Source organism: Vitreoscilla stercoraria DSM 513, from assembly GCF_000382305.1.
GTDB classification, from domain to species: Bacteria; Pseudomonadota; Gammaproteobacteria; order Burkholderiales; family Neisseriaceae; genus Vitreoscilla; species Vitreoscilla stercoraria.
Map to the genome: position 1 here is coordinate 161,888 of NZ_KB908020.1, position 16,406 is coordinate 178,293.

Here is a 16,406-nt window from a genome sequence, read left to right on the forward strand (position 1 = left end):
TGTTCTGAATTAAAAACGGCTTTTGTCTTAGAAATATTGCAAAAACTGATGTTAAGTATTGAAGTGAAAAATAGGCAAAAATGAATTTTTTTCAAAATTACATTTGATTAATCATATTATATTGGAATATGAATTGGTATGAGCTATTTCCTATGCCCTTAAAATGGATTTTTTGGATGTGAAAACGGAAAAAAAGGATAGTGAACCACATTTTTTTGGCGTTCAATCAATGGGTGTGATGTCTTTTGAATGCATGGTTGTTTGTGATTTTCAGGCAGATTAAAGGCTCACCCATTCAAAGCTTCATCATGTCTTTAATACACACAATTCATCGGTCGCAAAAGGAAATGCAATGAAAACAATAGAGGTCAATGACATCATCAATCGGGACAAACTTTCACCACTGCAATGGATGGTGTTTGTGTTGGGATTTTTGGTATTTTTTTGTGATGGTTTGGACACAGGCATTATCGGTTTTATTGCGCCATCGTTGTTAACTGAGTGGGACATCACCAAACCACAATTGGCACCAGTATTGAGCGCTGCTTTGATCGGTATGTCCATTGGTGCCATCATTTCAGGACCCTTGTCAGATAAGTTTGGACGCAAAGGGGTGATCGTCATTACCACGTGCTTGTTCTCGATTTTCACGATTTTGTGTGGTTTTGCCAGCTCTATTGGGGAATTGACGTTTTACCGTTTCGTGACGGGCGTGGGCTTGGGGGCTGCCATGCCTAACATCAGTACCATTGTGTCGGAGTACATGCCAGCCAAACGCAAAGCTTTTTTAACTGGTTTGGCAGGTTGTGGCTTTATGTTGGGGATTTCTTCAGGCGGCTTATTGTCGGCTTATTTTCTCGACAATTTGGGTTGGGCCAAAGTCATCATCATTGGCGGCTTGATTCCATTGGCTTTGGTATTGGTATTGGTGTTGAAATTGCCAGAATCGACACCGTATTTGATTAAAAAACAAAAAACCGCACAAGCCAAACGCATTTTGGAAACCATTCAAGGACAAGCTTTTGTGGGTGATGTGCAATTGGTATTGCCAAAATCAGAACAGCAAGGCGAAGACAGTCCAGTGAAATTGGTGTTGGGAAAATATTTGTGGGGCTCTTCGATGTTGTGGTTGTGTTGTTTCATGAGTTTGTTGGTGTTTTATTTGTTAACCAGTTGGATGCCGACCATTTTGAAAACAGCGGGTTTTTCAACCCAACAATTCAGTTTCATTGCCGCTATTTTCCCATTCGGTGGCGTGTTTGGTGCGACCATCATGGGTTGGTATATGGACAAAGCCAATCCCAATACCGTGATTAAAATATCGTATTTCTTAGCCATGTTATTGTTGATTGTGGCGGGTTTTGTCAGCGGTAATATTTATTTGTTGGGCGTAACCATTTTCTTGATTGGTGCGTTGTTGGCAGGAGCACAGTCGTCTTTATTGCCTTTGTCTGCGATTTTCTACCCATCGGTGTGCCGTGCGGTTGGCGTGTCATGGATGCACGGTATTGGACGTGTTGGTGCGATTTTGGGTGCTTTCTTTGGTGCGTTGATTTTTGCGTACAATTTAAGTTTGGGCAGCATTTTCTTTGTGTTGGCCATTCCTACTTTCATTTCTTTTGTGGCTTTGTGGCTCAAAGGCATGAAAGAGCGGCCTGTATCGGCTCCAGCCCAAGCGAATGCTGTGGTCAATGAGTCGGCGCGATAAACTGGGATGAAATTGCCATTGTTTTGAAGCGGTATGGAGGATTTCCATACCGCTTTTTCGATGGCAGACGTGTTAGTGGGCAATGGCTTTGAGTTTGGTTTCACTTGGGTTTTCGCCAAACTCTTGGCGATATTCTTCGGAAAAGCGGCTCAAATGCGTAAAGCCCCATTCATAAGCCAATTGTGAAATGGACAGTTTTGGTTGTTGGAATGGATTTTTCAAAGCATTGTGAATTTGTTGCAAACGGTATTGGCGCAAATAAGACATTGGACTGGTGCCGTAATACAACTTGAATTCTTCATACAATTTGGATTTGGAAACACCTGCCAAACGCACCAAATCATCGACGCAAATAGGATTGCGTGCATGGGTCAAAATGAATTGGTGGACGTATTGGATGTGTTTGGGGATGGATGGTTGGTTCAATTGTCTTAATGCTGCCGAGTAATTGTGCTCTTGCGACAATAACAAAGATTTGATGACCAAATTTTCATAATCTGCTGCCAACATTGGCATACCACTGAATTGGGTGTAATGGCTGCGTGATTGTAAAAAATGGCGGATGTGTTTCCACCATACGCCAATGGCAGGTTGAGAATTAACATACATCTCCGGATCAAATACCACCGCTTGGCTCAAAGGTTTTTGCAGCATATGCGCCAAAGTTTGTTCAATGCTGGCAACAGGAATGACCACTTGCAATTTAATGCAGTCTTTGTCTATCAATAAGTCTTGCGTGTCATTGCCCGACACAATCACGCCTTGGTGAATATTAGAGGTAAATTGCGCGCCGTGGCTGTCCAAACATTGGCGCCCTTGCGTGGGCAAGCTGATGGTATAAGCCCCCAAGTTGGCAACATGAATGGCGACATTGGCACCATAGCTGATGGAGCCGATGGCCAAGCGTTTTTGCGGAAAACGCATGCCCACATATTTGAAATTCAAATCATCGCGACAACGTGTGCTTAATTGGTGTTGTCCGCAAATGCCTGACATCAAATGATGGGCAAAATCGGCATGTTGGGATTGGTGGTTAAAATCGACTTCTCCAATGGCGCTTTGCATGATGAGGTTCCTTTGATGTTCTTTATTGGTTGTATTTTTTATTATGATTGGGGTGCATCGCATGCTTTGATAAATGTCAAATGAGCATGGATATAAAGGAATATAACAAAAAATACTTTAGAGTTGTCAATTGCATAAGATAAAAAAATTGTGCACTTGCAATATCTTATCTGAGTTTGGTGTCACAAAGCGTGTGATTTTAAGCGTCCTGTAAAGATTTACAGGACGCTTTTATTTGTGTGGCTGCGATGTATTCAAAATGTGAAGCTGGGTGCTCAAAATGGATATGAAATTGGAAAAAGTGGATAGAGACCAAGGTGGATTCACGGTTCAATGGTATGAAAATCATCACCGATGAAAGAAGAGAAAATGACACATCTGAGCACCTCACAATGGCAAGAATTTGTACAAGACAGTTTGGATTTTCGTCCTGATGAAGGTGTGTACCGCATCAGCCGCGACATGTTTACCAAGCCTGAATTGTTTGAATTGGAAATGGAATTGATTTTCGAAAAGGTGTGGATTTACGCCTGTCACGAAAGTGAATTGCCTAACAAACACGATTTTTTAACGGTTCAAATTGGTCGTCAACCGATGATTATCACCCGTGACGGCAATGGACAGTTACGCGCTTTGGTCAATGCGTGTGAACACCGTGGTGCCACTTTGACTCGTGTGGGCAAGGGCAATCAATCGACGTTTACTTGTCCGTTTCATGCTTGGTGTTACAAGTCGGATGGTCGTTTGGTGAAAGTCAAAGCCCCTGCTGAATATTGCCAAGATTTTGACAAAGACAGTCGTGGTTTGAAACAAGGGCGCATTGCCAGCTACCGTGGTTTTGTATTTGTGAGTTTGGATGTGACTGCAACCGATACGTTGGAAGAGTTTTTGGGTGATGCCAAAGTGTTTTTGGACTTGATGGTGGAGCAATCGCCAACGGGCGAATTGGAAGTATTGCCAGGCAAATCCGCTTATACCTTTGATGGCAACTGGAAATTGCAAGACGAAAATGGTTTGGATGGCTACCACGTCAGCACTGTGCATTACAACTATGTCAGCACCGTACAACACCGCCAAGAGTTGAATGCTGCCAAAGGTGAAAACATGGACACCTTGGATTACAGCAAATTGGGTGCGGGCGATGCTCAAACCGACGATGGTTTCTTCAGTTTTAAAAACGGTCATTCCGTTTTGTTCAGCGACATGCCCAATCCTGCGGTGCGCCCAGGTTATGAAACGGTGATGCCTTATTTGGTGGAAACCTATGGCTCAGAACGTGCCGAATGGGCGATGCACAAATTGCGCAATTTGAATTTGTACCCAAGCTTGTTTTTCATGGATCAAATCAGCTCACAACTGCGCATCGTGCGTCCTGTCGCTTGGAACAAAACCGAAGTCATCAGCCAATGTCTGGGTGTGAAAGGCGAATCGGCACAAGCGCGCCGCAATCGCATTCGTCAATTTGAAGATTTTTTCAATGTCTCTGGTTTGGGCACGCCTGACGATTTGGTGGAGTTTCGTGAACAACAAAAAGGCTTCCAAGCACGTTTGGAAAAGTGGAGCGATATTTCCCGTGGTCATCAAAATTGGTGTTATGGCGCCACCAAAAACAGTGAAATTTTGAACATACAACCCGTGATGACTGGTATTGAAATCACTCACGAAGGCTTGTACGTCAACCAACATGGTCATTGGCAGCAATTGTTATTGCAAGGCTTGAAGAAAAAGTCTTTGCACATCCACATTGCCAACGAAACCGAACAAGCCAACAGCGAGGCCTAAACCATGAACCAAGAGATTTTAAGTACAGCCCAAGAATTGCAATTTGCGGTCAGCCAATTTTTATACCAAAAATCCGCTTTGTGTGACGCGCGTTTGTGGGATGAATATTTGGATTTGTACGATGAAGACAGCATCTACCACATCCCACAATGGATAGACGAACACACTTATGTGCAAGACCCGAATCAAGGCATGTCTTACATTTATTACGAAGACCGCAGTGGATTGGAAGACCGTGTGTTCCGTGTGCGCACGGGCAAAGCGGCTTCGGCCATGCCTTTGCCGCGCACGAGCCATGCCATCAATAATGTGATGGTCACGCGTTTGGACGATGGTTTGATTGAAGCCAAAGTTGCTTGGAGCACTTTGTTCAATCGCCAAGGTTTGGAAGGCTGTTTTTATGGTCACGCCACCTATGTACTGCGTGAAACCGAAAACGGTTTTCGCATTCGCCACCAACACATCTTGCTTTTGAACGACAAAATCGATTCGGTTTTGGACTTCTATCACGTGTAAGGAGCAAGCGATGGGACATGCAGTGGCTTTGAATTTTGCCGATGGCAAGACGTTTTTCATCCAAGTCAAACACAATGAATTGTTGGTTGATGCGGCAATGCGTCAAGGTATCAAAATCCCGATTGATTGCCGTGAAGGCGTGTGTGGTACTTGCCAAGGGCAATGTGAAAGCGGCCTGTATGAGTTGGATTATGTGGACGAAGATGCTTTGAGCGAACGGGATTTGGCGGAGCGAAAAATTTTGGCTTGCCAAACCAAAGTGCAATCGAATGCGGCATTTTATTTCGATCACCATTCTCATATTTGCCATGCAGGCGACTCACAAAAAATTGCCGCCGTGGTCAAAAGCGTGCAATGGGTTTCACCCAATACCGCCGTATTGAAAGTGGATGCCAGCGCCAATGGGCAGACGTTGCAGTTTTTGCCGGGTCAATACGCCCATTTGTATGTACCTGATACCGGTACTTACCGTTCGTATTCGTTTGCTCATTGTCCGAATACAGACAATCAATTGCAATTTTTGATACGCATTTTGCCCAGTGGCGTAATGAGTGATTACTTGCGTGAGCGTTGCCAAGTGGGTCAGACCATTTTGTTAGAAGCACCGCTGGGCAGTTTTTATTTGCGTGAAGCCGAGCGACCGTTGGTGTTTGTTGCTGGTGGAACGGGCTTGTCTGCATTTTTGGGTATGTTGGATGACTTGGCCGCTGCCGATTGCGCTTTGCTTATTCACCTGTATTACGGTGTGAATCACGAGCAAGATTTGTGTGAGCTGGAGCGTTTACAAGCGTATTCAGACCGCTTGCCGAATTTTGAATGCCATTTGGTGGTGTCAGAAGGTTCAGAAAGTTGGACGGGTAAGCGCGGTTATGTTCATGCACATTTGCCGCGTGAAAGCTTGGCGGCAGCGGCTTTTGATATGTATTTGTGTGGACCGCCGCCGATGATTGAAGCGGTGAAAACATGGCTCGATGAGCAAGGTTTGCAAGACTATCGCTTGTACAGTGAAAAATTTGTACCTAGCAATGTGAACACTGCCAATACTGAATCAGTTTAAGGATAAACAGCCCATGTCTATGCAAATAGAAACTATCTTAATCGACATTCCGACCATTCGTGCGCACCGTTTATCGGTGACCACGATGCGCACCCAAACTTTGGTATTGGTGAAAATCACTGCTGCCGATGGAGTCGTGGGTTGGGGTGAGGCGACGACGATAGGTGGTTTGAGTTATGGCGAAGAAAGCCCTGAAAGCATTCAGACCAATATTCAAACTTATTTTGCGCCGTTGTTGCAAACCATGTCTGCAAGCAATGTGGCGCAAGCCATGCAAACCATTCACAAAGCCATCAATGGCAACCGTTTTGCCAAATGCGCGGTTCAAACGGCTTTGCTCGACATTCACGCCAAGCACTTGGGCGTGCCAGTGAGCGAGTTATTGGGTGGTCGAGTGCGTGACAGCGTACCGGTGTTGTGGACTTTGGCTTCGGGTGACACCGACACTGACATTGCCGAAGCGCGTGAAATGGTGGCTTTGGGCAGACACAATTTTTTCAAACTCAAAATTGGCGCCAAGCCGTGGCAAGAAGATGTAACACATGTGATTGCCATCAAACAAGCTTTGGGTGCCGATGTCAGTATTCGGGTCGATGTCAATCGGGCATGGTCGGAGATGGAATGCATCCAAGGCATACGAGCATTGCAAGACGGTGGCATTGATTTGATTGAACAACCTTGCGCCATTAACAACACCGATTTGCTGGCTCGATTAACGCAACGTTTTGATGTGGCCATCATGGCTGATGAGGCTTTGACGGGACCTGACAGTGCTTACCGTTTGGCCAAACAACATGCAGCACACGTGTTTGCGGTGAAAGTAGCGCAATCAGGCGGCCTGTATGAAGCTTGCCAAGTGGCACACATTGCCCATGTCGCTGGCATCGATTTGTACGGTGGCACGATGTTGGAAGGTCCAGTGGGCAGCATGGCCTCTGCCCAAGCATTTGCCACATTCCCTAGCTTGGCTTATGGCACCGAATTGTTTGGACCATTGTTGTTGACCGAAGACATTTTGAAAACACCATTGCAATACCAAAATTACCAATTGCACTTACCGCAGACCGCTGGCATTGGCGTGGAAATAGACGAAGACAAAATCGAGCATTTGCGCCGCGCATAAAGAAAGGAAAAACATGCTGTTTCATGTACGCATGGATGTGAACATCCCCAAAGACATGCCCAAAGAAGAAGCCGACCAAATCAAAATGACTGAAAAAGCTTATTCGCAAGCTTTGCAACAACAAGGCAAGTGGCGCCATCTTTGGCGTATCACGGGGCAATATTCCAACATCAGTATTTTTGATGTGGACAGCAATGAAGAGTTACACAATTTGTTACAAGCACTGCCTTTGTATCCTTACATGAACATTGAAGTGATGGCTTTGAACCGCCACCCATCTTCGGTGCGTGACAGCGATGCGTAACAGCGTCCTGTAAATCTGAAACTGACTTTGACACACCCCAAAGCCGTCTATAAAAACGAGGAGAAATAAGATGAACCGTCAGGAAATTGATTTGTTGGTTAAAAAAATGAATGTGGAAACTGCAACGGGCGTGGTGGATGAGCGCATCCAGCAAATCGTGGTGCGTTTGTTGGGCGATTTGTTCCAAGCGATTGAAGACTTGGATTTGAGTCCAAGCGAGGTTTGGAAAGGTTTGGAGTATTTTACCGATGCAGGCCAGGCCAATGAATTGGGTTTGTTGGCGGCGGGTTTGGGTTTGGAACATTTCTTGGATTTGCGTTCAGACGAAGCCGATGCCCAAGCTGGCGTTTTAGGCGGCACACCTCGTACCATCGAAGGACCTTTGTACGTCTCTGGTGCGCCTGAATCTGTGGGTTTTGCACGCATGGACGATGGTACCGAGTCAGACAAATTAGATTTATTGTTTATTGAAGGCACCGTCACCGATGTGGATGGCAATGTGATTGAAGGCGCGAAAGTCGAGATGTGGCATGCCAATGGTTTGGGCATGTATTCTTTCTTTGACAACTCCCAATCTGAATTCAATTTACGCCGCACCATTATGGCCGATGGCAATGGTCATTATGTGGCGCAAACCACCATGCCTGTCGGTTATGGCTGCCCACCAGAAGGCACGACGCAAGCGGTGTTAAATAAATTAGGTCGTCATGGTAACCGTCCATCGCATGTGCATTATTTTGTATCTGCACCAGGTTTCCGTAAGTTGACGACACAATTTAACATTGAAGGCGACCAATATTTGTGGGACGACTTTGCTTTTGCGACACGCGAAGGCTTGGTGGCCGTGGCCGCTGACGTCAGCGATGCAGCTGAAATGGCTCGTTTAGGCGCAGACAAGCCCTTCAAACACATTGTGTTTGATGTGAAATTGGTGGCTGAAAAAGCAGGTGCACCTGCTGCGGAAGTGGATCGTCGCCGCGTTGCCTTGGCGTCTGTTTGAGTCAAGAAAATGGTATTGCACCCGTTTTGGCGGGTGCATTTTTTGATGGAAAGCACATCATGATAGACAAAAGCAATCTTTCTTTACAGGACGCCTTAGCGCAGATTCACGATGGTGCGACCATTATGATTGGTGGCTTTGGCACGGCAGGACAACCCACTGAATTAATCGATGGCTTGATAGCTTTGGGCACGCGCGATTTGGTAATTGTCAATAACAATGCCGGCAATGGTGATTACGGCTTGGCCAAGCTTTTAAAAACGGGTGCAGTGCGCAAAATGGTTTGCTCTTTCCCGCGCCAATCGGATTCTTGGGTCTTTGACGAGTTGTATCGAGCGGGCAAAATTGAATTGGAACTGGTGCCACAAGGCAATTTGGCTTGTCGCATTCAAGCGGCAGGCATGGGCTTGGGTCCTGTGTATACGCCAACAGGTTTTGGTACTTTGCTTGCCGAAGGCAAACCGACCATGACGTATGAAGGCAAAGATTATGTGTTGGAAAATCCGATTCGTGCTGATTTTGCTTTAATCAAAGCGCATCAAGGCGATCGTTGGGGCAATTTGGTGTATCGCAAATCGGCACGCAATTTCGGTCCGATTATGGCCATGGCAGCGGCCTGTACGATTGCACAAGTGTCGGAAGTGGTGGCTTTGGGTGAGCTTAATCCTGAACACATCATCACCCCTGGCATTTTTGTACAACACGTGGTGCAAGTGACACCAGCCAAAGCCGCAGCTTAAGGAGGTCATATGACGTATCAAAAACTCAGCCGCAACCAAATTGCAGAACGTGTGGCACAAGACATTCCTGATGGTGCCTATGTGAATTTGGGTATTGGTTTGCCAACCAAAATTGCTTCGTATTTACCCGATGACAAAGAAGTGTTTTTACATTCTGAGAACGGCTTGTTGGCTTTTGGTCCACCGCCACCAGAAAACGAGCAAGATCCTGAATTGATCAATGCGGGCAAGGAGTTTGTGACCATGCTGACAGGTGGTGCTTTTTTTCACCACGGTGATTCGTTTGCGATGATGCGTGGCGGTCATTTGGATATTTGTGTTTTAGGGGCGTTTCAAGTTGCTGCCAATGGCGATTTGGCCAATTGGCATACGGGCGCACCTGATGCCATTCCCGCTGTGGGCGGGGCGATGGATTTGGCGGTAGGGGCGAAAAAAGTCTTTGTCACCACGGACCATGTGACCAAGCAAGGTGAGCCTAAGATTGTGGCTGAGCTGACGTATCCTGTGACTGGCAAACGCTGTGTTGATCGCATTTACACCGATTTGTGCGTGATGGATGTGACACCAAGCGGCCTGAAAGTGATTGAAAAAGTAGGCGGCTTGAGTTTTGAAGCTTTGCAAGCTTTGACTGCCGCACCCTTGATTGATGCTACTGAAACCCGTTTGGAACAAGCTTAATAGACCCATGCTCACACAAGAAAACGAGAACAATATGACCAAAGCTTATATTATCGATGCCGTTCGCACACCGTTTGGCCGTTATGGTGGTGGTTTGGCAGGCATGCGTGCCGATGATTTGGGTGCTGTGCCGATTCAAGCCTTGATGACACGCCATCCTAATATAGATTGGGCACAAGTGGACGATGTGATTTATGGTTGTGCCAACCAAGCTGGCGAAGACAATCGCAATGTCGCTCGCATGTCAGCCTTGCTCGCAGGCTTGCCATATCAAGTGCCTGCCACCACAATCAATCGCTTGTGTGGCTCGTCTTTAGATGCCATCTCCATGGCCGCGCGCACCATCAAAGCAGGAGAAGCGCATTTGATGATTGCAGGTGGCTTGGAGTCTATGAGCCGTGCGCCGTTTGTCATGGGCAAAGCCGACAGTGCTTACAGCCGCAGCCAAAAAATCGAAGACACGACCATGGGTTGGCGTTTTATCAATCCACAACTGAAGGCTTTGTATGGTGTGGAAACTATGCCGCAAACAGCTGAAAATGTGGCCGAGCAATTTGGCATTAGCCGAGAAGACCAAGATTTATTGGCATTTAACAGCCAACAACGCACCGAAGCCGCACGCCAACGGGGTTTTTTTGAAAAAGAATTGGTGCCAGTGAGCATTCCTCAGCGCAAAGGCGATGCTTTGGTGGTGGCGGCGGATGAATTTCCGCGTGCTTCAACCACTTTGGAGGCTTTGGGCAAGCTCAAAGGTGTGGTCAAACCCGATGGCAGCGTGACCGCAGGCAATGCTTCGGGCATTAATGATGGTGCGGCGGCGGTATTGATTGCCTCAGAAGAAGCCATTGCCAAATATGGTTTGAAGCCACGAGCTGAAATCATTGCGGCTACTGTGGTTGGTGTAGAGCCACGTATTATGGGCTTTGGTCCTGCACCTGCCATTAAAAAATTGCTTAAACAAGCCAATTTAAATTTAAATCAAATAAATGTCATTGAACTAAATGAGGCATTTGCGGCTCAAGCCTTAGCTTGTACACGTGATTTGGGCTTGCCCGATGGTGCGGCGCATGTGAATCCCAACGGCGGAGCGATTGCCATTGGTCATCCTTTGGGTGCGTCAGGTGCCCGTTTGGTGACGACAGCTTTGAATCAGTTGGAGCAGATAGGTGGCGAATATGCGCTGTGCTCGATGTGTATTGGTGTGGGGCAAGGCATTGCCTTGATTATCAAGAGAGTCCAATAGGAGAATTTCATGCCAATGCTCAAATTACTCAGTCATGATATGCATTACCAAGAATTTGGTGATGCCAAAAATCCCAAATTATTGTTTTCCAACTCATTGGGAACCAATTTGAGCTTGTGGCAAGCCCAAGTCGCTGCGTTACAGGACGATTATCACATCATTTGTTACGACACTCGAGGGCATGGCCACTCTTCTACGCCAGCGACGGGTTTTGTGTTACAAGATTTGGCGTATGATGTGTTGGCATTGCTGGATCATTTGCACATTGAATCCACACATTTTTGCGGTATTTCTATGGGTGGTTTGATTGGGCAATGGCTGGCCATACACCATGCTGAGTCATTTCAATCGATTGTCATTAGCAATACTGCTGCCAAAATTGGTCAAGAAAAGGCTTGGAATGAGCGTGCTGCTCAAGTACGCGCGGAAGGCTTATATGCTATTGCAGCTTCTGCTCACAGTCGTTGGTTTACACCAGACTATGTTTGTACCCATCCTGAAGTGGTGATGCGCTTATCGCAAGATTTGGCGACAGGCAGTGCTGAGGGTTATGCCAAATGTTGTGAGGCGTTGGCGCTGGCCGATGTGCGTAGCCAATTGAGTGAGATTGAGGTGCCGATGTTGATCATTGCAGGTTTGGAAGACCCTGTGACGACAGTAGACGATGCCATTGCAATGCAAGCGGCGATTTTTGGCAGCCAGATGGCGGAAATCAGTGGCGCATCGCACATTGCCAATGTGGAACAAGCAGATGTGTTCAATCAAGTTTTGCATCGGTTTTTGGCACAGTTTAAAGCGACCTGTAAACTGTGATGAAATGGCGATGAAACAGCGTTCTGTCGATGACAGAGCGCTTTTTTTTGGGGGATTGATTTGAGAGCCTAAGCCACAATCACCACCCAAGGCGTTTCATGTTAAAGCAATCGACCACAAAATTGCATTGAAAATAAAATATCTGTCAAAGCAACGATAAAGACACTCATTGTGCTTTGAATCAAGAGCGGTTCATTACAAGAATAAATAGCCTCGTTGTCTTGATAAAAAATATTGGATTAAAAAGCCGATATGATGTGTTGAAAGATGAAAAAAGCGTCCTGTAAGTGTTTACAGGACGCTTGATAGCATTAGATGAATGTATTAATCAAATGCTTTGCGCGCATTCACAAACATGTGCAACCAAGCACTGTTTTCTTGCCAATCTTCAGGTTTCCAGCTCATTTGTGCGGTGCGGAACACACGCTCAGGATGTGGCATCATGATGGTAGCGCGACCGTCGTCACTGGTGACACCCGCAATCGCTTGCGGTGAGCCGTTTGGATTTAACGGATAGGTTTGTGTCACATGGTTCTGACCATCCACGTATTGCAAAGCAATATTGGCGTTGGCGATGTTGCCATGTGCGCTAAAATCAGCACGACCTTCACCATGGCTCACCACCACAGGCATTGAGCTGCCCGCCAAAGCCGACAAGAACACAGAAGGCGATTCAGGAATGGTGACCATGCTCAAACGCGCTTCAAATTGTTCCGATTCGTTGCGAGCAAAACGAGGCCAGTTTTGAGCACCGGGAATGATGTCTGCCAATTGGCTCATCATTTGACAACCGTTACATACGCCCAAAGACAAGGTTTCAGGACGCTTGAAGAAGGCTTCGAACATGTCACGCAATTGTGCGTTGAACAAAATTGATTTCGCCCAACCTTGACCTGCACCCAAAACGTCGCCATACGAGAAACCACCACAAGCGGCTAAAGCTTGGAAGTCTTGCAAATGATGGCGTCCTGCAAACAAATCGCTCATGTGTACGTCGTATGCATCAAAGCCTGCACGGGTGAACGCTGCGGCCATTTCGATTTGACCATTCACACCTTGCTCACGCAAGATGGCAATTTTCGGTTTCGCGCCCACATTGATGAAAGGTGCGGTGATGTCAGCGTTGACATCAAACGTGGTATGGGCAAACAAAGCGGTGCGTTTGTCCTCGCCAATCAAGGCAAATTCGCTGTCGGCACAAACGGGATTGTCACGCAAGCGTTGGATGTGGAACGAGGTTTCGCTCCAAGCTTTTTGCAAATCCACGCGCGCTTCGTTGAGCAAAATCATGTTGCCGTTTTGAATTTGCAAACGGTCGCTAGAGTTGGTTTGACCCAAATCGTATACGCAGTTTTCCAAACCATGTTGTGCCAAAACGGCTTTGACTGCCTCGATTTTGTCAGCAGCCACTTGTACTACCGCGCCCAATTCTTCACTGAACAAGCTGCGTACAATGGTGTCGTTCAAGTTGTGACCTTGGCAAGCACATTGTTCTAATACTTTGGCCATATTGACAGTCACACCCACGTGAGCGGCAAACATCATTTCCGCCAAAGTGGTCAACAAACCACCATCGCCACGGTCGTGGTAAGCGAGCAAGCTGTCGTTGGCAATCAAAGTTTGGATGGCCGTAAAGAAAGCACCCAATTGTGTATCTTGATCCACATCAGGAGACACACCTTGCAAGTGTTTGTGTACTTGCGTCAAGGCAGAGCCGCCCAAACGGTTTTGACCATTGCCCAAGTCAATCAACAACAAGCGGCTGTCCACTGGTTTCAATTCAGGCGTGATGGTTTTGCGCACATCTTGTACAGGTGCAAACGCGGTGATGGTCAAAGACAAAGGCGAGGTTACGGTTTTGGTTTCGCCATTGTCTTGCCATGAGGTTTTCATTGACAAAGAGTCTTTGCCCACAGGAATGCTGACACCCAAGTTTTGGCAAATTTCAGATACCGCTTCCACGGTGCGATACAATTTTTCGTCCTCACCGGCCACGCCACAAGGCGCCATCCAGTTGGCAGACAACTTGATGGCGCCAATTTTGCCAATGTTGGTTGCGGCAATATTGGTTAACGCTTCGGCCACAGCCATGCGGCCTGAAGCGGGTGCATCGAACAATGCCAATGGTGCTTTTTCGCCCATAGACATGGCTTCACCTTTGTAGGTGTTAAAACCCATCATGGTCACTGCGCAGTTGGCCACTGGTGTTTGGAAGCGACCCACCAATTGGTCTTGGTACGTCATACCACCGACAGAGCGGTCACCAATGGAAATCAAGAAGTTTTTGTTGGCAACCGTCGGCAAATGCAACACGCGGTAGAAGCTTTCTTTGACATCGATTTTGCTGGTGTCAAATTCAGGGGTTTCTAAAGTCACGGTGTTGTCTGTGCGCACAGTGCGAGGTGGTTTACCAAGCAACACATTCAATGGCAAGTCCACAGGATTGTTGTCAAACAAATCGTCACGCACTTGCAAATGACCATCGTCAGTAGCTGTACCCACCACCGCAAACGGACAACGCTCACGTTCAGCCATCGCGCGGAACAATTCCAAATGCTCAGGCAAAATTGACAATACATAACGCTCTTGCGCTTCGTTGCACCAAATTTGCAAAGGCGTCAAACCTTCTTCTTCTAAAGGTACTTGGCGCAAATGGAAAATCGCACCGCGACCTGCATCGTTCACCAATTCTGGGAAAGCGTTAGACAAGCCACCTGCGCCCACATCATGAATGGCGATAATTGGGTTGTTTTCGCCCATTTGCCAGCAGCGGTCAATCACTTCTTGCGCACGGCGTTCGATTTCAGGATTGCCACGTTGTACGGAGTTAAAATCCAATTCTGCGGCATTGTCGCCCGTTGCCATCGAAGAAGCCGCACCGCCACCCAAACCGATTAACAAACCTGGGCCGCCTAATTGAATCAACAATGCGCCTTCAGGAATGATGTTTTTGTGTGTTTGTTGGTCTTGGATGTTGCCCAAACCACCTGCCAACATGATAGGCTTGTGATAGCCACGCATTTGACCGTGGAATGATTCTTCAAACGTGCGGAAGTAACCCAATAAATTAGGACGACCAAATTCGTTGTTGAACGCCGCACCACCGATAGGACCTTGAATCATGATGTCTAAAGGGCTGGCAATGTGTTCAGGTTTGCCATATTGCGCTTGGGTCACTTGATAGGTTTCCCAAGGCTGGGTGAATTCAGGAATATTCAAATTCGATACGCTAAAGCCCGTCAAACCTGCTTTCGGGCGTGAACCACGACCTGTTGCACCCTCATCACGGATTTCACCGCCGTTGCCTGTGGCAGCACCTGCAAATGGGGCAATGGCGGTTGGATGGTTGTGCGTTTCCACTTTCATCAAAATGTGGGTCAATTCTTCGCTAAAACGGTATGCTTGGTTTTCGCCTGCACGTGGGTAAAAGCGGTCGATGGCCGCGCCTTCGATGACTGAAGCATTGTCTTTGTAGGCAACCACTGTGCCTTCAGGCGATTTTTGATGCGTTTCACGAATCATGCCAAACAAGGTTTTTGGCTGTTTTTCACCGTCTAAAATGAATTCAGCATTGAAAATTTTGTGGCGGCAATGCTCTGAGTTCGCTTGTGCAAACATCATCAATTCCACGTCGTTGGGATTGCGACCCAATTGACGGTAATTGTCGACCAAATAATCGATTTCATCTTCAGACAATGCAAGGCCCATGCTGCTGTTGGCGGCAACCAAAGCTTCACGACCACCTTCCAAAATGTCGACTGTGGCAAAGCTTTCGTCTTGTAAACGGGCAAACAAAGAAGCTGCTTGGCTCAAATCGGTCATTACCGATTCGGTCATGCGGTCGTGCACCAAACCTTGCCAAGCTTTTACTTGCTCAGCCGTCAAATCTGCTGCAAACCACAAAGCAGTGGCACGCTCAATGCGCAAATTGGCAACATTGATGCCGCAATTGCGGGCAATGTCGGTGGCTTTTGATGACCAAGGAGAAATGGTACCCACACGAGGAGTTACCAAACACAATTGTTCTGAACGTTCCACAGCATCAGGACGCTGGGCCGTCAATAAATTACATAAACGATCAATGTCTGCTTCGGTTAAAGCTTCATCGCTGTGGATGAAGTACCAAAACTCATTGCTCAATTGGGCTTGTTCAGGCAGTTGCAACTTGCGCGCTTGTTGATTCAGTTGGTCAATACGGAATGAAGAAAGCGCGGTTTGACCGCGTAACGATAGCACTTCAGGCATGATGTCTCGCAAAGCTAAAAAGAAGGAGAAAATGTGACAGGACGTTATGATACCTTAATTTGCTTAAAATTACCTGAATATATATTGCATCGTGACGGTGTATTGGGCTAATTGATTCGGCATACACAAGGC

Annotated in this window: 13 protein-coding genes; 11 read left to right on the plus strand and 2 right to left on the minus strand. The window is 46.8% G+C overall.

Annotated features, from left to right (window positions below):
• Window positions 1–352 precede the first annotated feature (352 nt).
• Entirely contained in the window at window positions 353–1,708 is a 1,356-nt protein-coding gene (locus H150_RS0103365) for an MFS transporter (RefSeq protein WP_019957639.1), read from the plus strand.
• Window positions 1,709–1,780: 72 nt separating this feature from the next.
• Here the strand turns inward: H150_RS0103365 and H150_RS0103370 are convergent, their stop codons facing one another.
• A complete protein-coding gene (locus H150_RS0103370; protein WP_026353431.1) occupies window positions 1,781–2,773 on the minus strand; it encodes an AraC family transcriptional regulator in 993 nt (330 codons plus the stop codon).
• Window positions 2,774–3,142: 369 nt separating this feature from the next.
• On the opposite strand from H150_RS0103370, the gene antA reads away from it, so the two are divergent.
• From antA to pcaD, 10 genes are all read left to right on the plus strand, one after another.
• Window positions 3,143–4,555 carry an anthranilate 1,2-dioxygenase large subunit gene (antA, locus tag H150_RS0103375; protein WP_026353432.1) on the plus strand — a complete coding sequence of 471 codons (1,413 nt, stop codon included), beginning with the start codon at window positions 3,143–3,145 and terminating at the stop codon, window positions 4,553–4,555.
• 3 nt (window positions 4,556–4,558) lie between these two features.
• Complete coding sequence (antB, locus tag H150_RS0103380) at window positions 4,559–5,071, plus strand: anthranilate 1,2-dioxygenase small subunit (protein WP_019957643.1); 513 nt, start codon at window positions 4,559–4,561, stop codon at window positions 5,069–5,071.
• Between the two features lie 10 nt (window positions 5,072–5,081).
• The gene (antC, locus tag H150_RS0103385) at window positions 5,082–6,128 is read left to right on the plus strand and encodes an anthranilate 1,2-dioxygenase electron transfer component AntC (RefSeq protein ID WP_019957644.1); all 1,047 of its coding nucleotides are present in this window, start codon (window positions 5,082–5,084) and stop codon (window positions 6,126–6,128) included.
• Window positions 6,129–6,141: 13 nt separating this feature from the next.
• On the plus strand, window positions 6,142–7,251 hold the full coding sequence (locus H150_RS0103390) for a muconate/chloromuconate family cycloisomerase (protein WP_019957645.1): 1,110 nt from the start codon (window positions 6,142–6,144) through the stop codon (window positions 7,249–7,251).
• A gap of 13 nt (window positions 7,252–7,264) precedes the next feature.
• The gene (gene catC, locus H150_RS0103395; RefSeq protein ID WP_019957646.1) at window positions 7,265–7,555 is read left to right on the plus strand and encodes a muconolactone Delta-isomerase; all 291 of its coding nucleotides are present in this window, start codon (window positions 7,265–7,267) and stop codon (window positions 7,553–7,555) included.
• A gap of 70 nt (window positions 7,556–7,625) precedes the next feature.
• Window positions 7,626–8,555: a catechol 1,2-dioxygenase gene (gene catA, locus H150_RS0103400; RefSeq protein ID WP_019957647.1), complete on the plus strand. Its 930-nt coding sequence runs from the start codon at window positions 7,626–7,628 to the stop codon at window positions 8,553–8,555.
• Window positions 8,552–9,295, plus strand: coding sequence for a 3-oxoacid CoA-transferase subunit A (locus H150_RS0103405; RefSeq protein WP_019957648.1), 744 nt, complete (start codon window positions 8,552–8,554; stop codon window positions 9,293–9,295). Before catA ends, H150_RS0103405 begins: the two co-directional genes overlap by 4 nt.
• Window positions 9,296–9,304: 9 nt before the next feature.
• Complete coding sequence (locus H150_RS0103410) at window positions 9,305–9,973, plus strand: 3-oxoacid CoA-transferase subunit B (RefSeq protein ID WP_019957649.1); 669 nt, start codon at window positions 9,305–9,307, stop codon at window positions 9,971–9,973.
• 34 nt (window positions 9,974–10,007) lie between these two features.
• Window positions 10,008–11,216, plus strand: coding sequence for a 3-oxoadipyl-CoA thiolase (pcaF, locus tag H150_RS0103415; RefSeq protein WP_019957650.1), 1,209 nt, complete (start codon window positions 10,008–10,010; stop codon window positions 11,214–11,216).
• Window positions 11,217–11,225: 9 nt separating this feature from the next.
• Window positions 11,226–12,029 carry a 3-oxoadipate enol-lactonase gene (gene pcaD, locus H150_RS0103420; RefSeq protein ID WP_019957651.1) on the plus strand — a complete coding sequence of 268 codons (804 nt, stop codon included), beginning with the start codon at window positions 11,226–11,228 and terminating at the stop codon, window positions 12,027–12,029.
• A gap of 324 nt (window positions 12,030–12,353) precedes the next feature.
• Here the strand turns inward: pcaD and purL are convergent, their stop codons facing one another.
• Complete coding sequence (gene purL, locus H150_RS0103425; RefSeq protein WP_019957652.1) at window positions 12,354–16,274, minus strand: phosphoribosylformylglycinamidine synthase; 3,921 nt, start codon at window positions 16,272–16,274, stop codon at window positions 12,354–12,356.
• Between the last annotated feature and the right edge of the window lie 132 nt (window positions 16,275–16,406).